20 protein-coding genes are annotated in these 20,034 nt (G+C 77.1%); 7 read left to right on the plus strand and 13 right to left on the minus strand.

The window, feature by feature from the left end; translation table 11 throughout:
- Positions 1-161: 161 nt before the first annotated feature.
- On the plus strand, positions 162-656 hold the full coding sequence (locus tag AC3WUG_RS01155; RefSeq protein ID WP_492325952.1) for a hypothetical protein: 495 nt from the start codon (positions 162-164) through the stop codon (positions 654-656).
- A 33-nt stretch (positions 657-689) separates the two neighbouring features.
- On the opposite strand, the gene AC3WUG_RS01160 is transcribed toward AC3WUG_RS01155, so the two are convergent.
- Positions 690-1,676: an aldo/keto reductase gene (locus AC3WUG_RS01160; protein ID WP_492325953.1), complete on the minus strand. Its 987-nt coding sequence runs from the start codon at positions 1,674-1,676 to the stop codon at positions 690-692.
- A gap of 92 nt (positions 1,677-1,768) precedes the next feature.
- A complete protein-coding gene (locus tag AC3WUG_RS01165; protein WP_492325954.1) occupies positions 1,769-2,698 on the minus strand; it encodes a helix-turn-helix transcriptional regulator in 930 nt (309 codons plus the stop codon).
- A gap of 146 nt (positions 2,699-2,844) precedes the next feature.
- On the opposite strand from AC3WUG_RS01165, the gene AC3WUG_RS01170 reads away from it, so the two are divergent.
- Positions 2,845-3,255, plus strand: coding sequence for a (R)-mandelonitrile lyase (locus AC3WUG_RS01170; RefSeq protein ID WP_492325955.1), 411 nt, complete (start codon positions 2,845-2,847; stop codon positions 3,253-3,255).
- Complete coding sequence (locus AC3WUG_RS01175) at positions 3,252-3,632, plus strand: DUF2255 family protein (RefSeq protein WP_492325956.1); 381 nt, start codon at positions 3,252-3,254, stop codon at positions 3,630-3,632. Before AC3WUG_RS01170 ends, AC3WUG_RS01175 begins: the two co-directional genes overlap by 4 nt.
- Positions 3,633-3,706: 74 nt before the next feature.
- Here AC3WUG_RS01175 and AC3WUG_RS01180 read toward each other — a convergent pair whose 3' ends face one another.
- Positions 3,707-4,129 (minus strand): GNAT family N-acetyltransferase, encoded by a 423-nt coding sequence (locus AC3WUG_RS01180; RefSeq protein ID WP_492325957.1) that lies wholly within the window; start codon positions 4,127-4,129, stop codon positions 3,707-3,709.
- Positions 4,130-4,278: 149 nt separating this feature from the next.
- Here AC3WUG_RS01180 and AC3WUG_RS01185 point away from each other — a divergent pair, with 149 nt between their 5' ends.
- Positions 4,279-5,763: an amidase gene (locus tag AC3WUG_RS01185; RefSeq protein WP_492325958.1), complete on the plus strand. Its 1,485-nt coding sequence runs from the start codon at positions 4,279-4,281 to the stop codon at positions 5,761-5,763.
- Positions 5,764-5,829: 66 nt separating this feature from the next.
- Here AC3WUG_RS01185 and AC3WUG_RS01190 read toward each other — a convergent pair whose 3' ends face one another.
- The 7 genes from AC3WUG_RS01190 to AC3WUG_RS01220 all read right to left on the minus strand — a co-directional run bounded on the left by AC3WUG_RS01190 (position 5,830) and on the right by AC3WUG_RS01220 (position 12,308).
- Positions 5,830-6,027 carry a hypothetical protein gene (locus AC3WUG_RS01190; protein ID WP_492325959.1) on the minus strand — a complete coding sequence of 66 codons (198 nt, stop codon included), beginning with the start codon at positions 6,025-6,027 and terminating at the stop codon, positions 5,830-5,832.
- A 238-nt stretch (positions 6,028-6,265) separates the two neighbouring features.
- The gene (locus tag AC3WUG_RS01195) at positions 6,266-8,161 is read right to left on the minus strand and encodes a DUF222 domain-containing protein (RefSeq protein WP_492325960.1); all 1,896 of its coding nucleotides are present in this window, start codon (positions 8,159-8,161) and stop codon (positions 6,266-6,268) included.
- A gap of 114 nt (positions 8,162-8,275) precedes the next feature.
- Complete coding sequence (locus AC3WUG_RS01200) at positions 8,276-8,758, minus strand: NUDIX hydrolase (RefSeq protein ID WP_492325961.1); 483 nt, start codon at positions 8,756-8,758, stop codon at positions 8,276-8,278.
- A 112-nt stretch (positions 8,759-8,870) separates the two neighbouring features.
- Complete coding sequence (locus AC3WUG_RS01205; protein ID WP_492325962.1) at positions 8,871-9,590, minus strand: hypothetical protein; 720 nt, start codon at positions 9,588-9,590, stop codon at positions 8,871-8,873.
- A 79-nt stretch (positions 9,591-9,669) separates the two neighbouring features.
- The gene (locus AC3WUG_RS01210) at positions 9,670-10,506 is read right to left on the minus strand and encodes a PhzF family phenazine biosynthesis protein (protein WP_492325963.1); all 837 of its coding nucleotides are present in this window, start codon (positions 10,504-10,506) and stop codon (positions 9,670-9,672) included.
- Between the two features lie 32 nt (positions 10,507-10,538).
- Positions 10,539-11,396 (minus strand): LppM family (lipo)protein, encoded by an 858-nt coding sequence (locus AC3WUG_RS01215; protein WP_492325964.1) that lies wholly within the window; start codon positions 11,394-11,396, stop codon positions 10,539-10,541.
- A 90-nt stretch (positions 11,397-11,486) separates the two neighbouring features.
- Positions 11,487-12,308, minus strand: coding sequence for an alpha/beta fold hydrolase (locus tag AC3WUG_RS01220; RefSeq protein ID WP_492325965.1), 822 nt, complete (start codon positions 12,306-12,308; stop codon positions 11,487-11,489).
- A 159-nt stretch (positions 12,309-12,467) separates the two neighbouring features.
- On the opposite strand from AC3WUG_RS01220, the gene AC3WUG_RS01225 reads away from it, so the two are divergent.
- Positions 12,468-14,768, plus strand: a complete 2,301-nt coding sequence (locus tag AC3WUG_RS01225) for an ATP-binding protein (protein WP_492325966.1) — start codon at positions 12,468-12,470, stop codon at positions 14,766-14,768.
- 10 nt (positions 14,769-14,778) lie between these two features.
- Positions 14,779-15,771 (plus strand): Gfo/Idh/MocA family protein, encoded by a 993-nt coding sequence (locus AC3WUG_RS01230; RefSeq protein WP_492325967.1) that lies wholly within the window; start codon positions 14,779-14,781, stop codon positions 15,769-15,771.
- Between the two features lie 9 nt (positions 15,772-15,780).
- Here AC3WUG_RS01230 and AC3WUG_RS01235 read toward each other — a convergent pair whose 3' ends face one another.
- Both AC3WUG_RS01235 and AC3WUG_RS01240 read right to left on the minus strand, forming a co-directional pair.
- Positions 15,781-16,401 (minus strand): mycothiol transferase, encoded by a 621-nt coding sequence (locus AC3WUG_RS01235; protein WP_492325968.1) that lies wholly within the window; start codon positions 16,399-16,401, stop codon positions 15,781-15,783.
- A gap of 49 nt (positions 16,402-16,450) precedes the next feature.
- Positions 16,451-17,716 carry an APC family permease gene (locus AC3WUG_RS01240; RefSeq protein ID WP_492325969.1) on the minus strand — a complete coding sequence of 422 codons (1,266 nt, stop codon included), beginning with the start codon at positions 17,714-17,716 and terminating at the stop codon, positions 16,451-16,453.
- A 148-nt stretch (positions 17,717-17,864) separates the two neighbouring features.
- Here AC3WUG_RS01240 and AC3WUG_RS01245 point away from each other — a divergent pair, with 148 nt between their 5' ends.
- The gene (locus AC3WUG_RS01245) at positions 17,865-18,353 is read left to right on the plus strand and encodes a nucleotidyltransferase domain-containing protein (protein WP_492325970.1); all 489 of its coding nucleotides are present in this window, start codon (positions 17,865-17,867) and stop codon (positions 18,351-18,353) included.
- A 94-nt stretch (positions 18,354-18,447) separates the two neighbouring features.
- Here the strand turns inward: AC3WUG_RS01245 and AC3WUG_RS01250 are convergent, their stop codons facing one another.
- Complete coding sequence (locus AC3WUG_RS01250) at positions 18,448-19,743, minus strand: MFS transporter (RefSeq protein WP_492325971.1); 1,296 nt, start codon at positions 19,741-19,743, stop codon at positions 18,448-18,450.
- Positions 19,744-20,034 lie beyond the last annotated feature (291 nt).

Consider the following 20,034-nt stretch of genomic DNA (forward strand, 5'->3'; position numbering starts at 1 on the left):
GTCCGGGTGCCCCGGGGCCGGCGGCGGGATCGCGGTGCCGGCCCGCCCGGGAGCGGTACGCCGGACGGACCACGCGCGCTCCGCCGCAGGGCGGATGTGGGCGGCAGGGCCCGCTGGTTAGCGTGGCGGGACGACCCGTCGACCACCCCGGAGGACCCGTCATGCCGTCCACCCCGCCCGCCCCCCGCGTGCTGAACGCCGCGCTGGGCGGACTGGCCGCGACCGCCTACTACGCCGCGCCGGACCTCATCCGGTCCCGCGCGGCCCGCGGCTGGGCCAAGGCCGCCCTGACCGCCGTCGTCGTCGCGACGTCCGTTCCCGACATGCGCCGAGGGCTCGCCGAGGTGCGCGCCCAGCGCGCGGCCGACGCGCAGGACCCCCAGGCCGAGCAGGTCGACTGGCCGGCCATGTGGGGCTCGATGTCGCCGGGCGCCCGCGCCTCGGCGGTGGGCGCGGGCGCCGCGGTGCTCGCCGGCTCCGTCGCGTCGGTCGTCGCGATCGAGCGGGCGGTGTTCCGCCGCGGCGAGCGCCGCCGGGCCGCCGGCGTGCGGTTCGCGCACACCCGCCCGGCGCTGGCGTGGGGGGTGCTCACCACGGTGGTCGCCCTGCTCCCGGACCAGCCGGCGGGGGAGCCCCGCCCGCTCCCGCGCGCCTGACCTCGCTGCGGGGGCGCGGGGGCGCCGGCGGGCTCAGCGGCCGACCATCGCCATGCCCGCGTCGTCGTACCGGTTGCCCGACACCCCGAGCGTCGCCGCGAGCGCGTCGAGCTCCGACCGCTCGTCCGCGGACAGGGCCACCGTCGTCGCGTCCGCGTTCTCCTGCACCCGCGACAGCCGCCGCGTCCCCGGGATCGGCACGATCCACGGCTGCTGCGCGAGCAGCCACGCGAGGGCGACCTGACCCGGCGTCGCCCCGCGGGTCTCGGCCAGCGCGCGCACCCGGGCGACCAGCGCCTCGTTCGCGTCCCGGTTCTCGGCGGTGAACCGCGGCACCCGGTGCCGGATGTCGCCCTCCGCGAACGTCGTCGACGAGTCGACCGTGCCGGTGAGGAACCCCTTGCCGAGCGGGCTGAACGGCACGAACCCGATGCCGAGCTCCGCGCAGGTCGGCAGCACCTCGGGCTCGGGGTCGCGCGTCCACAGCGAGTACTCCGACTGCACGGCGGTGACCGGGTGCACGGCGTGCGCGCGCCGGATGGTGGCCGCGCCCGCCTCGGACAGCCCGAGGTGCCGCACCTTGCCCTCGGCCACGAGCTCGCCGACCGTGCCGGCGACGTCCTCGACCGGCACGTCCGGGTCGACCCGGTGCTGGTAGAAGAGGTCGATCGTCTCGACCCGGAGCCGGCGCAGCGACGCCTCGGCGACCGCGCGGATCTGCTCGGGGCGCGAGTTCAGCCCGACCATCCGCCCGTCGGCGATGTCCCAGCCGAACTTGGTGGCGACGACGACCCGGTCGCGCAGCGGCGCCAGCGCCTCCCCGACCAGCTCCTCGTTGACGTAGGGGCCGTACACCTCGGCGGTGTCGACGAACGTGACGCCGAGCTCCACGGCGCCGCGCAGCACCGCGATCATGTCGTCGCGGCTGCCGGGGTTCGGGCCGTAGGACATGGACATGCCCATCGCGCCGAGGCCGACGGCCGAGACCTCGAGACCCTGTCCGAGCGTGCGGGTGTGCATGGCGGTGCCTTCCGTGGGGGTCGACGGGACGCCCGGCCGGGTCGGCCGGGTGCGGGGGTCGTGCGTGGGGAGGGTGCGGGGGGCGGCCGCGGTCAGCCGACGGCGGTCGTGGGGGTCGCGGGCGTGGCGGGCGTGGCGGGCGCGGGCTGCTGCGCCGCCTCGCCGTCCGCGCTCGCGGACCAGCTCGCGAGCAGCTGCAGGGCGTCGGCGGACGCCGTCCCGGGACCGGCGGTGTAGACGAGCATCGTCAGCCCGGGCGCCTGCGCGATCGGCAGCGTGTCGTACATGAGGTCCAGCCGGCCGGCGACCGGGTGCTGGATGTGCTTGAGGCCGCCGCGGTGCAGGTGCACGTCGTGCCGGGCCCAGCGCTCGCGGAACTCCTCGCTGCGGGTGGACAGCTCGCCGACGAGGTCGTGCACCGCCTTGTCGTGGGGATCGCGACCCGCGACGCCGCGCAGGATGCCGACCGTGTCCTTCGCGGCCTTCTCCCAGTCGACCCAGTAGTCGTGCGCGGCGGGGTCCAGGAAGGCGAACCGCGCGTGGTTGGCGGGGCGGCCCTCGACGTGCGACGGACCGGTGAACAGCGGCGCGTAGAGCGCCCGGCCCAGCGCGTTGGTCGCGAGGATGTCGAGCCGGTCGTTCCGGACGACGGCCGGGGCGCCGGTCATCGCGTCCAGCATCACCTGGACGCTCGGCGGCACCGGCGGCGTGGGCCGGCGGCGGGCGCGCGCGGTGCGGGGGCCCGCTGCGCGGGCGAGGTCGTGCAGGTGCAGGGTCTCCGCCTCGTCGAGCTGCAGGGCCCGGGCGATCGCGGCGAGCACCGACTCGGAGACGCCCGACAGGTTCCCGCGCTCCAGGCGCACGTAGTAGTCGGAGGACACCCCGGCCAGCATCGCGACCTCCTCGCGGCGCAGGCCGGCGACGCGACGGTTCGACCCGTAGGCGGTGAGCCCGGCCTGGGCGGGCGTGATCCGCGCCCGGCGGGACGCCAGGAAGTCACGCACCTCGTCGCGGTTGTCCATGCCTCGACGGTACGTCCGGCGCGGCGCGGCTGGCAGGTCCTGCCAGTACCCGTCACGGCGGGGCCTCCCGGGTGCGACGGCCCGGGTGTCTGCTGGGACGGTGCGCCGCGGTCCGCGCGGCGCCGGAGCGCACCGAGGAGACCTGCGTGGAGATCCGCACCCAGGAGCCGACGACCGCCGGCCCGTCCGCCCTGTTCACCGGGGACGTCTGGTTCGACGTCCTCGCCGCGCCGCCCGCCCCGTCGCGGCTGCGGGTCAACGTCGTCCGGTTCGCGCCGGGTGCGCGCACGCACTGGCACAGCCACGCGGTGGGGCAGTCGCTGCGCGTGACGCAGGGCGTCGCCCGGGTCGGGACCCGCGACGGCCGCGTGCTCGAGGCCGTGCCGGGGCAGACCGTCTGGTGCCCGCCGGGCGAGGAGCACTGGCACGGTGCCGGCCCCGACGCCTTCATGGAGCACCTCGCGATGTGGGAGACGACCGACGCCCGGGACGGCTCGGAGACCACCTGGGCGGAGCCGGTCGCCGACATGCAGTACGACGGGGGTGGGGCGCGGTGAGCGGCTGGACCGCCGACGAGCTCGACCGGGTCGGCCGGGCGGAGGAGCTGCGGCTCGCCTCGTACCGGCCGGACGGCTCGCTGCGCCCCGCCGCGACCATCTGGGTGGTGCGGGTCGGGGACGACCTCGTGGTGCGCTCGGCGTACGGCCCGGGGAACGGCTGGTTCCGCCGCGCGCAGGCCGCGGGCCGCGGGCGCATCGAGGCGGGCGGCGTGACCAAGGAGGTGCGGTTCGTGGCCGGGGACCCCGCGGCGCACGACGCCGTCGACGCGGCGTACCACGCGAAGTACGACCGGCACGGCCCTCGCATCGTCGGGACCGTGGTGGGTCCGCAGGTCGCGGACGTGACGCTGCGCCTGGTGCCGGAGGGCGGCTGAGGGGGCCGGGCCGCGCGGAGGGCGCGCGGAGGGCGCCGAGCGTGCGGAAGCCGCCGAGGGTGCCGCGGGCGCGCTCAGGACCGCGGGTCGACCACCCGGACCATGCCCGTCATGTCGCCGACCTCGAACCCCGCCGCCCGGTAGAGCGCGCTGCCCTCGGCCGTCGCGAACAGCGTGACGAACGCCGGTGCCGGCGCGCGCCGGGCGATCAGGTCGAGCACCCGCGCGAGCAGCGCCCGCCCGATGCCCCGGCCCTGGTGGTCGGGCAGCACGACGACGTCCTGCACCATGAAGTACTTCACGCCGTCCCCGACGACCCGCGCCATGCCGACCGCCTCGCCGTCGGCCGTCACCGCCACGACGCCGAGGGTCGAGCCGGCCAGCGACGCGGCCTGGGACGGCCAGTCGAACGCGTGGGCCCAGCCGACGGCCTCCGCCAGGCGGCGGTGCTCCGACGGGGTGGGCAGGCGGTCCTCGAGCGTGACGTCGGTGCGCATGGGGCCATGCTCCCGCGGCCGGGTCGCGCCCCGGTCGCGCCCGGTCGTGCTGCGGGCCGCCGCGTAGGTGCTCGCCCCGGGCCCCGACCCCGCGCCCCGGGCCCTCCGCGCCGCGGCCCTGCGCGCCGCTGCGTGCCTAGGCTGGCCGGGTGACCGCGCTGCACGAGATGACCGCCGTCGCCCTCCGTGACCTGCTCAGGTCCGGCGAGGTCGACCCCACCCAGCTCGCCGAGCACTACCTGGAGCGCATCGCGGACCGCGACCCCGGGCTGGGTGCCTTCGCGACGGTCACGCCGGACCTCGCCCGGGAGCGCGCCGCGGCCCTGCGCCGCGACGCCCGCCCCGGCCCGGACGCTCCGCTCTGGGGCCTGCCCACCGCGGACAAGGACCTCACCGACCGCGCGGGCGTCCCCACGGGCTTCGGCTCGCGGGCGTTCGCCGGGCGGTACCGGTACGTGCCCGAGGTCAGCAGCGACATCACGCGGGTCCTCGACGACGCCGGCATCGTGTCGCTCGGCAAGACCGCGGCGCCCGAGCTCGGCTTCCCCTCGTACACCGAGACGCTCGTCGGCCCGCCCGCGCGGAACCCCTGGGACCCGTCGCGCGGGTCGGGCGGGTCGAGCGGCGGGGCGGCCGTCGCGGTGGCGGCCGGGCTGCTGCCGGTCGCCCCCGGGTCCGACGGCGGCGGGTCGGTCCGCATCCCGGCGGCGGCCTGCGGGCTCGTCGGGCTCAAGACCACCCGCGGGCTGCTGCCGGCCGGCGGCGGGGTGGAGTCGCTGGGCGGCCTGGTCGTGCACGGCCCGATCGCCCGCGCGACCGCGGACGCCGCGCTGCTGCTCGAGGGCATGCTGCCGCGGCGCGCGGACGGGACCGTCGACCACCCGCGGACCCTGCGCACGGCCGCCGGCCCGCGGGGCTCCTACCTGGACGCCGCCCAGCAGGGGCGGACCCCGGACGGCCGGGCGGCCTTCCGGATCGGCGTCAGCACGTTCAGCGCCTGGGAGGGGGCGTACGACATCGTCCTCGGCCCCGAGGCGAGGGCCGCGCTCGACGCCGGGTCCGCCGCCCTCGACGGGCTCGGCCACGCCGTCGTCGACGCCGGCACCTGGGAGCCGGACCCCGCCTACGCGCCGGCGTTCCGGACCCTGTGGATGGCGGGCGCGTCCGCCGTCCCGATCGACGACCCCGAGCGGCTGGCGCTGCTGGAGCCGCTCACGCAGTGGCTGATCGAGCGCGGCCGGGCCGTCCCCGCACGGCAGCTCGTCGAGGCGGTCGGGGCGCTCGCGGCCTTCGAGCGGACGATGGTCGCGCGGGTCGAGGAGTACGACGCGGTGCTGCTGCCCGCGATGGCGCTCACCCCGCGACCCCTCGGCTGGTACGACGCCGAGGACCCGGAGCGGAACTTCGCCCAGCAGTGCGAGTACACGCCGTACACGTCGATGCTCAACGTCTGCGGCCTGCCCGCGATCACGGTGCCGACGCACTGGACCGAGCCCGACGCCGGCGCGCCCGCGGGGCTGCCGATGGGCGTCCAGCTCGTCGGGCGGCCCGGCGGCGAGCACGTGCTGCTGGCGCTCGCGGCGCAGCTGGAGGAGCGGCTGCGGTGGCCGGACCGGCGGCCGCCGGTCTGGTGATGCGGCACGCTCTCGGACGGCCGCGAGGAGGACGCCGACCGGTGACCGGACGTGCGCGTCCGGGGGTCAGCTGGCGCGGCGCAGCTGGGCGTACGTCGCGGACATCCGCTCGAACTCGTCGCGGGTCAGCCCCATCGCCTCGATGAGCTCGGCCTCGAGCTGGTCGTAGGCGTCCTGCTCCGCGAGGGTGCGCGGCGGCGGCGTCGCCGAGAACCGCGCGTGGATCTCCCGGAGTCGCTCGTGGTCGATCGGCCGCCTGCTCATGCCCCGAACCGTACGACCCACCACTGACACGCCCCTGTGCGCGGGCGGTGAGCCCGCCGCCCCGCGGGCGTCCGGACGGCGATGGGGCGCCCTGGCGGGCGCGAGTCCGGGCAGGAGTGCTCACTTCGGAGCGGGCGCGTCGGCTCAGCGGACGCGCCCGGCACGTCGTCGCCTCAGCGCACGCGGTCGGCTCGACGGACGCGGTCGTGACGCCGTCGGCCGAGCCGGCCCGTTCGACTCAGAACGGGGGCGGTTCGTCGTGCGGGTCGGCGGTGGCGTCGTGGGACTGCCCGGTGCCGGGCCGGGTGAGGTACCGGTGGCCGGTCGGGGTGATCCACTCGAACAGCCCGGGGCTGATCTGGCGCAGCCGGAACCCTCCGTCGGTCTTCAGGCGGTGGTGCCGGCGGCACAGAGGCCCGAGGTTGTCCGCGTCTGTCCGCCCCAGGGGCGCGTCGGGGTCGGCGCAGGGTTGGGGGTGGAACTCCTGGGTGTGGTCGAGGTCGCAGCCGCGGGCGGGGACCGTGCAGCCCGGTGCGGCGCAGGTCTTGTCGCGGGTGCGGACGAGTTCGGACAGGGCGGTGGGTGGTCGGTAGCGTTCGCGGCCGACGTCCAGGACCCGGTCGGTGAGCGGGTCCGTGACGATCCGCTGCCAGACCCCGCCGGCGGCGAGAGCGCGGGCGGCGACCGCGTCGATGGGTCCGTGCCCGTCGAGGTGGGCGGGTTGGTCGTCCAGGCCGAGCAGGGTCGAGGCGGGGATGGTGATGCGGACCTCGGCGCCCGGTCGGCCCGCGCAGCGGGTGCAGGCGCGACGCGCGGGCGCGGACCCGGTGGGCACGATGGCAGGCTCGGCGGCCCCGGTCGGTGCGCCGGGCGCCGTGGGGACGGTGCCGGTCCTGGTGTCGACCCCGGTCTCGGTGCCGGTCTCGACCCCGGTCTCGACCTCGATCGCGGTCCTGGCGTCAGCCTCGATATCGGTCCCGGTGTCGGTCTGAGTCCCGGTCGGTCCGTCTGGTGCTCCGCGCCGGGAGGCGGGGTGGCGCAGGTCGGGCCCGGGGTGCGCGGCCGCGTCACCGAGCGGGGTGAGGGTGGCGACCGGGATCGGCTCGACCGGGCGCGCGAGCACCAGACCGTCCCGGTCCATGAACAGCGCCCCGTTCCACGACCGCTTCGGCTGCGGCGGCACCGGCACGCCGGGGGTCAGGTGGACCTCGAACGCCGGCCCGTCAGATGCAGGCACGTCCCCGACCACCAGGTCCCGCAGCCCGTCGGCGCGGAGTTGGTCCAAGGTGCGGTCGTCACCCAGGGCCTTGGCGGTCTTGGCGGCATGGGTCAGGACCCCGTCGACCCGCAGCGCGTCCGCCGCGTCCAGCACCAGCCACATCGAGGCCATGCCGTCGGGCTGCGGGCGGGGGTGGGAGACCTTTCGGGTGCACCGGGCCCGGTCGTGCCGGTCGGCGGCGCCGTCGGGGTCCACGAGCCGGATCTCGCGCTCGACCCGCTGTCGGAGTTGAGCGACCGAGCACTGGTCGGCGTCGGGGAGCACGGCGTCCTCGACGGCGTGCGCGACCTGGAACGGCAGGTCGGTCAGCGCCGCCGCCAGCACCCCGGCCTTGGCCGCGTCGAGGTGCCCGGTCTCCAACGCCTCCCGGGTCGCGCCGAGCAGCCCGTCGAGGACCAACGCGCGCTGCACGGTCTTCGTCGCGGTGACCCGCGGCCACCCGAGGCGCATCGCCAGCTCGTCCCCGGCCACGCACGCCTGGGTCGGCGGGGCACCGGCGAGCGGCGACCACTCCGGGCTCATCTCCTCCCGGGAGGCGAGCTCGGCGACCATGGCCAGCTTGCGGGCGTGCTGATGACTCTCGACCCGGTCCTGCGCGGCGATCACCTCGACCAGCACCGTCGAGGACAGCACGTGCAGATCCAACCCTCGCAGCCAGGCGTCGAGCTCTGGCCCCGGCGGGCACGCCGCGATCGCCTCGACCTGCCGCTGCTCACCCGTCCTCGGTGTCCCGCCGGCGGCCACGACGGGGTCCGGGCCGAAGTCGGTCAGGCACGTCCCGTCGGGCCCGTAGACCGGCAGCACCACGGCGGCGACCGGGTCGCCTTCCGGGTGTTCCTGCAGGTCAGATGCCATGGAACGACGCTACCGACGGCCACCGACACGCCCCCGGCGCACCAGCCGGGCCTGGGGACGCCGCACGACCACGACACCTGTGGACGACTCGGCGCCCGCACGACGGGCCTTGGCTCAGCGCCCGGCGAGGTGCGCCAGCAGCCGGTCCAGGAACTCCGCCTGGGCCGTGACGACGAGCTCCCGGGCCTCCGGCACCGGCAGCCACCGCAGCTCGTCGAGCTCCGGGAACGTGACCGTCCGCCCGCTGCGCGGCGGCCAGTCGACCGTCACCTCGCTGACCGGTCCGCGCGGGGCGTCGAGGTCGAGGGTGGCGGCGCGCGCCCAGACCCGGACCACCTTCCCCGCGCGCTGCCGGACCTCGCCGAGGTCGACGTCCTCGCCGTCGGGCGCGGGGACGCCGACCTCCTCGGCGAACTCGCGCAGGGCGGTGGCGTGCGGGTCCTCGCCGTCCAGCGGCTCGCCCTTGGGGACGGTCCAGCCGTGCGGCTTCCGCGCCCAGAACGGGCCGCCCATGTGCCCGAGCAGGACCTCGGGACCGCCGGGCGCCGGCCGGTGCAGCAGCAGACCCGCGCTCGTGCGGGCGGCAGCGGCGGCCACGCTCAGGACCCCGGCAGCGGGACCTCGGAGCCCGCGGTGCGGAGCTCTCGGACGTCGCGTTCCACCATGTCGGCCATCGTCGGAGGGTACGACCGCCCCGCTCGGCGCGCGATCAGCACCCGGCCTCGTCGTACGCGCAGAGCAGGCCCCACGCCTCCTGCGCCAGCCCGGTCGCGGTCGCGCGCTCCGTCGCGATGGTGCCCTCGCCGCCCTCGAACCCGACGAGCGTGATCGCCGGTCCGCGCCGGGTCAGCGCCAGGTAGCTGCCGACCGCGTCGTCGATCGAGCCCTCCGCGGACGCTCCGTAGTAGTCGGTCGCGAGACCGACGCCCTGCGCGCCGACCTCGACCTGCTCGACCACGGAGGTGGTGGCGCTGTCGGAGGCGTACCGCGTGCAGGCGGCGAGCGCGGCGGTCAGCCGGTCGACCTCGGCCACAGCGGCGTCCGCGTCCGGGAGGAGCACCACCTGGTGCACCCCGACCGGCGACTCCGCCTCGCCGGAGCCCTGCGCGACCGTGCGCATCGCGACCGCCTCCGTCGGCGTGCCCGCGTCGCACGACTCCGGCAGCCGCCACGCCACGACGCCGGCCGACTCCTCGCGCGGGCCCTCGGGGCCGGTGCCCTGCCAGGACGTCTCCGGGAGCATGACCTCCGGCGGGGCGTCGGTGGCGACGGGTGTCGTCGGGTCGCCGGTCGCGGCCGGGCCGGACGTCGTCGGCGCCGGCTCCGCCGCCGTGCCGCCCGGGTCCTGCGTGGCCGGGTCCGCCGACGTGCAGCCCGCGAGGGCGAGGGCGCACACGGCGACGGTCAGGGTCCGCGTGGTGGTCCGCATGCCGTCCAGCCAAGCAGCGATGCCGCAGGCCCGCGCGCCGGGCGCCGGCCCGCCGGGCGCCCCCCGCCGAGCCCCGCGGTCAGTCCCGGACGCTCCCCTCGATGCACGTCACGGTGGCGCCGCCGACCCACACGGTGCCGTCGGCGTCGCGCTCGACGTGGACCCGGCCCGCGCGCCCGAGCGCGGTGCCCTGCGCCGCGACGTACCGCTGCGGGGCGCGCCCGGTGCGGATCAGCCACTGCCCGATCGAGGCGTTGAGGCTCCCGGTGACCGGGTCCTCGGTGAGCCCCATGCCCGGGGCGAACCCGCGCACCTCGAACGCCGCCTCGCCGCCGTCCGGGTGCGGCCCGACCACGCCGACGTCGACGCCCTCGATCGCGGCCCAGTCCGGGCGCAGGCCCAGGACGCGGTCCGCGGAGTCGAGGAGCAGCACGTGCCACCGCGGGCCGTTGTCCAGGAGGCGGTGGTCGACGACGGCGTCCGCGGGCAGGGCCAGCGCGGCGAGCAGGCGGTCCAGGGTGGCCGTGTCGACGGGGGCGTCCTCGCGGGGCTCGGGGGCGGCGAACTGCAGCCCGCGCGCGCCGCGGCGCAGGACGACCGGGCCGACGCCGCACTCCTGCACGATCGTGTCGTCGCGCGCCGGCCGCCCGCCAGCGGCGAGCCAGGCGTGGCACGACCCCAGCGTGGGGTGCCCCGCGAACGGCAGCTCGCCGCCGGGCGTGAAGATGCGCAGCCGGTAGTCCGCCACGGCCGGGTCGGTGGGGCGGAGCAGGAACGTCGTCTCCGACAGGTTCGTCCACCGGGCGAACGCGGCCATCTGGGCGTCGGTGAGGCCGTCGGCGTCGTGCACGACCGCGACGGGGTTGCCGCGGTAGGGCTCGGCGGTGAAGACGTCGACCTGGGAGAACGGGCGCACGGGTCCAGCGTAGGGCGCGGCCGGCCGGCGGCTCAGCCGCCGTACGGCGGGAGCCCCGGCGGCGGCTGGCGCGGGACGGCACCCGGGGGCACCCCCGGCGCCGGGTCCGGGGTCCACGCGAGCGGCGTGCGCGGCGCCCCGTCGGTCGGCCAGGCGGCGGGGACGCCGGGGGCCGCGGGGCCGCCCGAGCCGCCCGGCGGGTACCGGCCGGCGAGGGCCGCGGCGGACCGCGACCGCCGGCGGCGCACCAGCAGCACCACGAGCACGACGGCACCGCCGACCAGCAGCACCCCGGCCCCGCCCGCGATCGCGAGCCCGAGCCACGGGGCGCCGGGCTCCGACGCGACGGCCCGCAGCACGAGGTCCTGCGTCCCGTCGCCGGTCCACGAGACCGTGCGCGGGTCGTCCGGGTCGACCTGGCCGTTGCTCTCCTGGACGTCGCCGGGGAAAGTGAATGCGATCCGGATGTCGGCCTGGACGGACGTCCCGAGGTCGGACCCCGCGGTCGACGCGGGCAGCGTGCCGTCGAGCGTGTAGCGCCCGTCGGCGTGCGCGAGGGTCATGTCCTCGCCGTTGAACACCGCGAACGGCACGGCGTCGAACACGTACCGGCGGCCGACGACGTCCTCGTCCTCGTACGGCTCCTCGCGGACCTGGACCCCGCCGTCCTCGCCGAGCAGACCGCCCGGGCCGTCCGCCCCGGTGCCGAGCAGCTCGTCGACGTCCTGACCGGTCATCTCCAGCACCGACCGGTCGACGGCGACGACGTACGAGCCGGCGACGGTGTCGTCCTCGCCGACCTCCACGCGCATGTCGAACCGGAAGCAGCCGGACAGGGTCGCGACCGCGAGGAGGGCGACGGCGAGCGCGCGGATCGGGCGGGTCGTCATGACCCACCCATCGGCGGGCCGTGACGGCGCCTTGACGGGCGTCGCCCGATCGGCGCACAGCGGGTGCGCGGACCGGGCGACGCCTGCGGGTCAGTCGGCGATGAACGCCAGGATGTCCTTGATCAGGGCCTCCTGGTAGGCGCCGGAGATGCCGTGCGGGGCGCCCGGGTAGACCTTGAGCGTGCCGAGCTTGACCAGGTCGATCGACTTGTACGCAGCCGCGGCGATCGGGACGATCTGGTCGTCGTCGCCGTGCGCGATGAGGATCGGGACGTCGAGCGCCTTGAGGTCCTCGGTGAAGTCGGTCTCGGAGAACACCGCCACGCAGTCGTAGGCGGCCTGGAGCTCGGCGAGCATGCTCTGCCGCCAGAAGTCGTCGCGCAGGCCCTGGCTGATCGTCGAGCCCTCGCGGTTGGCGCCGAAGAACGGCACGGAGAGCTCCTGGTAGAACTGCGAGCGGTCGCGCAGGACGCCCTCGCGGATGCCGTCGAACGCCTCGATGGGCGTGCCCTCCGGGTTCGACTCGGACTTCAGCATGACCGGCGGGACGGCGCCGGCGGTGACGACCTTCGTGACGCGGCCCTTGCCGTGCTGCGCGGCGTACCGGACGACCTCGCCGCCGCCGGTGGAGTGGCCGATGACCGTGAGGTCCGTCAGGTCGAGCTGCTCGACGAGCGACGCGAGGTCGCGGGCGTACGTGTCCATGTCGTTGCCGCCGCTGGTGCGGGACGAGCGGCCGTGGCCGCGGCGGTCGTGCGCGATCGCGCGGTAGCCGGCGTCGGCGAGCACCTTGAGCTCGTAGGCCCAGGCCTCGGAGCTCAGCGGCCAGCCGTGGCTCAGCAGGACCGGCTTCCCCTGGCCGTAGTCCTGGTAGAAGATCTCGGCACCGTCGGGCGTGCTGACGTAGGGCATGGTTCCTCCTCGGTCGGGGCTGCGGACCGACCTGCCCCGGGCACTTGCCCGCGGCGTCCGCCCCCGGGGACGATTGCACCGCGCAGCGCCGCGCGCGGACCAGGAAGAAGTCCGGCAGAACTCGGGGAGCTCGCCGGCCGGGGGCAGAGGCGGGCGAGGGTGGACGACGACCTGGGAGCGCTTCTGCGCCGGCACCGGCAGGACGCGGACCTGACGATCGAGGACCTGGCCGCGGCCTCCGGGGTGAGCGACCGGGGGATCGGCGACATCGAGCGCGGCGTCAGCCGCGGCCCGCAGCACCGGACGGTCGAGGCGCTCGCGGACGCCCTGCGGCTGAGCCCGGAGGACCGCGCCGCGCTGCTCCGCCTGGCCCGGGAGGGACGCCGTCGTCCCGCGGCGGCGGTCCCGCACGCCCTGCCGCTCCCGCGCCGGGTGCCCGACTTCACCGGCCGCGCCGGGGAGCGCGCGGGCCTCGGCCGGGTGCTGCGGGGCGGCGGCCCGGACGCCCCGGCCCCGGTCGCCGTCGTGACCGGGCCGCCCGGCTTCGGCAAGACGACCCTCGCCGCCCAGGTGGCGCGCGACCTGCGGGACGACTTCCCCGAGCGGCTCTTCCTGGACCTGCGCGGCGTCGACCACGAGCCCGTCACGCCGCACGCCGCCGTGCGGCGGGTCGCGGAGGCGCTCGCCTCGGGGACCGTGCCGCCCGACCCTGACGAGGCGAGCGCGCACGTCCGCGGACTGCTCACCGACCGGCGCGTGCTGCTGGTCCTCGACAACGCCGCGTCCGAGGAGCAGGTCCGGCCGCTCATCCCGGCCGACGGGCCGTCCGCCGTCCTGGTCACCAGCCGGCGGGCGCTCGCGGGCCTCGACGGCGTGCAGCACCGCGCGGTGCTCGGCCGGCTCGCGCCCGGCGACTCGGTCGGCCTGCTCGACGCGATCCTCCCCGGGCGCGGGTCGCCCGAGGACCTCGCGCGGCTCGCGCGGCTGTGCGACGACGTGCCGCTCGCGCTCCGGATCGCCGGCAACCGGCTTGCGGCGCGGGCCGGCTGGTCGATCGACGGGCTGGTGCGCCGGATGGCCGCCGACGAGCGGCGCCTCGACGCGCTGACCGCGGGCGACCTGCGGGTGCGGGCGGCCTTCACCTCGTCGTACGAGCAGCTCGGCCCCGGCGCGCAGCGGCTGTTCCGGCGGCTGGCCCTGGTGGACGCGCCCACCACCGGGGCCGGGCTCGCGGCCGCGCTGGTGGGCGAGCCCGTCTGGCGGACCGAGGACCTGCTCGACGAGCTCGTGGACCTCAGCCTGGTGCAGCACCTGCCCGGCGACCGCTACGGGCTGCACGACCTGCTGCGGCTCTACGCCCGCTCCGAGCTCGAGCACCAGGAGGAGCCGGCCGCGCACGCCGCGGCGCGCGCGGCCGCCGACGACTGGCTGCTCCGGACGACCGTGCGCGCCGGGTACCGGTTCGAGCCGGACCACGCCCACGAGGCCCCCGCGCCCACGGGGGAGCGCGACGTCGACCTCCCCGACCAGGAGGCCGCGCAGGCGTGGCTGCGCGCCGAGTCGGTGAGCTGGCTGTCCGCGCTCCGCCGTGCGGCGGCCGCCGGCGCGCACGCGCGGGTCGCGGAGGTGGCGGACGCGCTGCACTGGTTCTCCGACCTCTGGGCGACGTGGGACCGCTGGGCGGAGGTGTTCGACCTGTCGGCCGACGCGGCCACCGCGCTGGGCGACGACCGGTTGATCGCGGTCCACGAGGGCTACCGCGCGTGGGCGCAGTCGATCTGCCGCGGGGACCTGGCCCGGGCGCGCGCGGCGGCGGACCGCGCGCTCGCCGCGGCGCGGCGGTGCGGGGACACCACCCAGGAGGGCTGGGCGCTGAGCTACCGGTCCTGGATCGCGTCGCAGTCGGGCGACCTCGCGGACGCCGAGCGGGACGCCGCCGCGGCGGTGGACTGCATGCTGGCGGCGGGCGACCACGAGGGCGCGCCGCAGGCGATGCTGTCGCTCGCGAAGGCCCGCCAGCGGCTCGGGCGCCTCGACGAGGCCGCGGCGACCGTGCGGGCGACGATCGCCCGGGTCGCCGACCCGCGCACCCGGCCCCGCGCGCAGGTCGCGCCGTTCACCGAGGCCAACGCGCACGTCTACCTCGCCTCGGTCCTCGTCGAGGCGGAGCGGTGGGAGGAGGCGCGCGCGGTGGCCTCCGAGGCGCTGCGCCTCGCCGCGCCGCTCGGCGTGCCGCGGATCGTGGCCACGGCGCACCTGGCCCGGGGGCGCGCGCACGCCGCGCTCGGGAACACCGACGCCGCGGTGGTGGACATCGAGATCGCGGTCGCCGCGCGCCGGGAGCTCGGCATCGACGCGCCCCTCGCGGCGGCGGTCGCGGCGCTGGAGGAGGTGCGGGCGGCGGCCGGCGCGGCCGTCGGCGCCGCGGACCGCGCGCCGCAGCCGACCCCCGCGGGCTAGGGTGCGGGGCATGTCGACGGTGCGTCTCGGGGTCCTCGGTGCTGCTCGCATCCTGCACGACGCGGTGGCCGTGCCCGCCGCGTCCGTCCCGGAGGTCGAGGTGACGGCCATCGCCGCCCGCGACCGGTCCCGGGCGCAGGAGATGGCGGACGCCGAGGGCATCCCGCGCGTGCTCGACGACTACGACGCCCTGCTCGCGGACCCGGACGTCGACGCGGTGTACGTGCCGACCCCGGCCGCGCTGCACGGGGTCTGGGTGCTCCGGGCCGTCGCCGCCGGCAAGCACGTGCTCTGCGAGAAGCCGTTCACGGCGAACGCCGCCGAGGCCGAGGACGTCGAGGCCGCCGCCGCGGGGACCGGGCTGGTCGTGATGGAGGCGTTCCACTCGCAGCACCACCCGTCGTGGGCGCGGCTGCGCGAGCTGCTCGCGGAGGGCGCGATCGGCGAGGTCACGTCCGCGGAGGCCGACTTCTGTGTCGAGATCGCCGACCGCGGGGACATCCGGTGGCAGGAGTCGATGGGCGGCGGCGCGCTGATGGACCTCGGCGTGTACCCGCTGCGGTTCCTCACCCACGTGCTGGGCGCCCCCACGGTGCGGTCGGCCGAGGCGGTGGAGGTCGACGGGGTGGACGCGTCGATCGTCGTGCACCTGGACCTGCCGGGCGGGGTCGACGGCACCGTGCGGGCCAGCATGGTGGCGTCGGAGGACCAGAGCGTCCGGGCGCGCATCGTCGGGACGGCCGGGACGATCACGGTGCACAGCCCGTACGGGCCGCAGAACGGCGGGCGCATCGTGGTCGAGCGCGCCGACGGGCGGGTCGTCGAGGAGCCGGTCGACCCGACCGCGTCGTACGTGTGGATGCTGCGGTCGTTCGCGGACGCCGTGCTACGGGGCGGGGACCCGGTGTCGGGGACCGCGCAGGCCGTGGCCGCGATGCGGCTGGTGGACGACGCGTACCGCGCGGCGGGCATGGCGCCGCGCGAGCCCGCGCCGCTGGGCTGACCGCCCGGGTCAGCCCCGGCGCTCGCGCTCCGGGATCGGGTAGAGCGCCGGCGCCTCCGACGGGTCCTCGCCGACCAGGCCGTCGACCGCCTCGCGGTACAGGTCCGCGTGCCCGACGTGGCGCGCGTACTCCTCGATCAGGTCGACCAGCACCCGGCGCACGTTCGGGCGGGCGCCCGGGTCGTCGGACCAGGCGATCGGCCGGTCCAGGCCGCCGTCGGCGACGGCGTCGGCCAGCGACTCCCGCGCGCGCAGCACCGCGTCCCGCCACAGGTCGTAGAGGGAGGCCGGGTCGTCCGCCGCCGCGGAGGTCCACGGCCAGTCGGGGGCAGCGTCCCAGTCGACGGCCTCCCACGGGTCGCCCGGCCGCCGCCCGCCCACGCGGGTGCACAGGTGGAACACCTCGACGAAGGCCAGGTGCTTCACGAGCCCGCCGAGCGTGATCGCGGACGGGCCGAGCGTCGCGGACAGCGCCTCGCGGTCCAGCCCGCCGACCTTCCAGGCGAACGTCGCCCGCTGCCGCTCGAGCGAGCCGATCAGCGAGGCGACCTCGTCACCCGCGACGGGCGGGCCCCACCAGCCGTGCGCGTCCTCGCCGTCCTGCCGGTCCTGCGCGACGTCGTCGGACATGGTGCCTCCCTCGTCGGGGCCGCCGGTCGGCGCGCCGGTGCGCGGCACGCTACGCCGGGCCACCCACACGTCGGGCGCGGGTCCGGGCGACGGCGCGCCACACGACCCCGGCCGCGACGACGGCGACCCCGCCGGCGACCGACGCGGGCGGCAGCGTCGCGGCGAGCGCGACGCACCCGACCGCGCCCAGGACCTGCAGCGCGCGCGGGAACCGCCGGTGCGCGCCGTCCTGGGTCAGCGCGGCGACGTTCGCGACGAGGTAGTACAGCAGCACCCCGAACGACGAGAAGCCGATGGCCCCGCGCAGGTCGACGGTGAGCACCAGGGCGACCACCACGACGGCGAGCGCGACCTCCGCGCGGTGCGGCACCCGGTACCGCTCGTGCACCGCGGCGAGGGGCCGGGGCAGGTCGCCCTCCCGGGCCATCGCCAGGGTGGTGCGGCTGACCCCGGCGACCAGGGCGAGCAGCGCGCCCAGCGAGGCGGCGACCGCGCCCACCCGAACCACCGGGCCGACCCAGGACCAGCCGGTCGCCGCCGCGGCGTCGGCCAGCGGGGCGGCGCTCGCCGCCAGCGCGTCCGGGCCGAGCACCGTCAGCAGCGTCACCGCGACCGCGGCGTACACGAGGACGGCGAGGCCGAGGGCGAGCTGGATCGCGCGCGGGATCGTCCGGGACGGGTCGCGGACCTCCTCGCCCATCGTGGCGATCCGCGCGTACCCCGCGAACGCGAAGAACAGCAGACCCGCCGACCCGAGGACGCCGGACCACGTCGGGTCGGCACCCACCGCGACCCGGGCCCACGACGGGTCGCCGGCCGCGAGCCCGGCGAGCACGACGGTCACCAGCGCGCCGAGGGCCACAGCCACGACGACCCGGGTCAGCCGCGCCGTCCGGGTGATGCCGCGGAGGTTGACGGCGGTGAGGGCCACGACGGCGCCGGCCGCGACCGGGCGCTGCCAGCCCGGGGGCACGGCGTACGCCGCGAACGTCAGCGCCATCGCCGCGCAGCTCGCGGTCTTGCCGACGACGAAGCACCAGCCCGCGAGGAACCCCCACCAGGGGCCCAGGCGCGCGCGCCCGTAGACGTACGTGCCGCCCGACGCCGGGTACTGCGCCGCGAGCTGCGCGGAGGACGTCGCGTTGGCGTAGGCCACCGCGGCGGCGAGCGCGAGGCCGACCAGCAGCGCGGAGCCGGCGGCCTGCGCGGCGGGCGCGAAGGCGGCGAACACCCCGGCGCCGACCATCGAGCCCAGACCGATCACCACCGCGTCGCCGAGGCCCAGGCGCCGGACGAGGCCGGTGCTGCCGCTCATGCCGCCCTCCCGGGGTGCCGTCGTCGCGGCGCGTGCCCGGCCGTCGCGGGCCAGTGTGGCCGACGGAGGTGTCCGGGGGGTGTACGGCGTGGCCCGCGCGGCGCTGGCACAGTGGGGGTCGACGGCGGACCCGAGGGAGGTGGCGCCGGTGGACCCGGCCGAGGTGCACCGCGTCCTGGACGCGCTCGACGCCGCGGGGTGCCGCGCGTGGGTGGCGGGCGGCTGGGGCGTCGACGCGCTCGTCGGGCGGCAGACCCGGCCGCACCGCGACCTCGACCTGGCGGTCGACGCGGCGGGCGAGGCGGCCGCCCTCGGGGCGCTGGCCCTGCTCGGCTACGTCGTGGAGACCGACTGGCGGCCGGTGCGCGTCGAGCTCGCGGCCCCGGGCGCGCGGTGGGTGGACCTGCACCCGGTGGCGTTCGACGCGGCAGGGCGCGGGACGCAGGCGGACCTCGGCGGCGGGACGTTCGACTACCCGGTGGGGTGCCTCGTGACCGGGGTCGTCGGCGGCCGGGAGGTCGGGTGCCTGTCCGTCGCGCAGCAGGTCGCGTTCCACACGGGCTACCCGCCGCGCGCGGTGGACCTCGCGGACCTGGGCGCGCTGGCGCGGCTGGCCGAGGGCGGCGGGGCGGGGTGAGCGCGGGACCGCACGACGAGGGCCCCGGGCCGGACGTGGTGTCCGACCCGGGGCCTCGTGGCGGGCGTGCGGCACGCGGCCGCGGGGGGTCAGGTCAGCGGACCGACCGGATGCGCGTGATGAAGAACGCGCCGAGCAGCGCCGCGACGATCGACACCGGGAACACCAGCCCGTACCCGCCGGTCGCGACGACCAGCGCCGAGGTGATGAGCGGGCCGACGGTCTGGCCGGCGGTGGTCGAGAGGTTGAGGATGCCGAGGTCCTTGCCCGCCTCCTCCTCGTTCGGGAGGACGTCGACGTTCAGCGCCTGGTCGACGGAGGTGTAGACGCCGTAGCCCAGGCCGGCGATGCCGGCGAACAGGAACATGCCGGCGGGGGTCGGCCAGATCCACGGCATCGCGATGCCGACGGCGAACAGCACGCTCGACAGCACCACCGGGAGCTTGCGGCGGCCGATCAGGTCGGAGATCGGGCCCGCGGCGACGGAGCCGACCAGGGACACGACCAGCGTGATGACGGCCATCGTGGCGATGGTGGCGGCGGACTCCGCGGTGGTCTGCCCGACGTGGTCCTGCACGATGTAGAGCTGGTACGCCATGATCATCTGGTACGAGACCAGCATGAACAGGCGGCCCGCGAAGGCCAGGTAGAAGTCGGGCGCCTTGCGCGGCGGCCGGAACGACTTGAGCAGCTCGCCGAGGCCGGCGGCGGCCGGGGGCAGGTCCACGGCGGACCGCTCCCGCGGCCAGACCACCAGCGCGATGACGGCCGAGACGGCCATCAGGGCACCGCCGAGGACGAAGCCCGGCAGCGAGTGCGTGATGAACGCGGCGCCGACCAGCGAGCCGATCGGCGCACCGCCGGCGAGGCCGCCGCCGTAGAACGCGGACATGGTGCCGCGGACCTTGCCGGGCACGCGGTCGGCGAGGACCGCGACGGCGGGCGCCAGCATCATGTTCAGGCCGACCATGCTGATGCAGTAGGACAGCGTGATCAGCCCGGGGCTGGTGAGGACGCCGATCGCGAACAGCGAGGCGCCGCCGATGATGCCGCCCGCGAGGATCCACGGGGTGCGGCGGCCGAACCGGCTGCGGGTGCGGTCCGACAGGTTGCCGAACACCAGGTTGGACACCAGCGAGACGATCGCGGTGATCGCGCTGATGGAGCCGAGGAGGGTCTCGGGGGAGTCGACGCCGATGTCGCGCAGGCGCTGCGGGAGCAGGACGGCCGCGACGATCTGCAGGCCGACGATCCAGAGCAGGCCGTACGCGAAGAACCCGGCACCGAAGCGCAGGGTGCGGGCCCGCGTGAACGGGGCTCCCGTGTCGGGGGCGATGTCGTCCCGCGTCGAGGGGGTGCCCTCGGCGGCGACGGTGGCCTGGGCGTCCATGCGTACCTTCTTCGGCGTCATGGGAGTCGGACGGCTCCACGTTGAGACGTCGTGGCGCCGACGCTGCCGGCGTCACCACTACCTACCGCTTGGTAGGTACGGGAGAAATTACGACCGGTCGGTCGGGATGTCAACTCCACGCGCGTGGCCTGCGGCGACGGCCCGGACGGCGGCGTCCCGGCGCCGCGGATCCGCGCGATCACGCGGCGCGCGGGGGTGCGGGGCCATTGTGGCGAGGTTCCCGGGCGCGGGTCGCCAGGGCGGTGGGCGCGTCGGACGGCGCGGGGCGGA

It is taken from the genome of Cellulomonas sp. EB106-03-03-XG116, assembly GCF_058792015.1.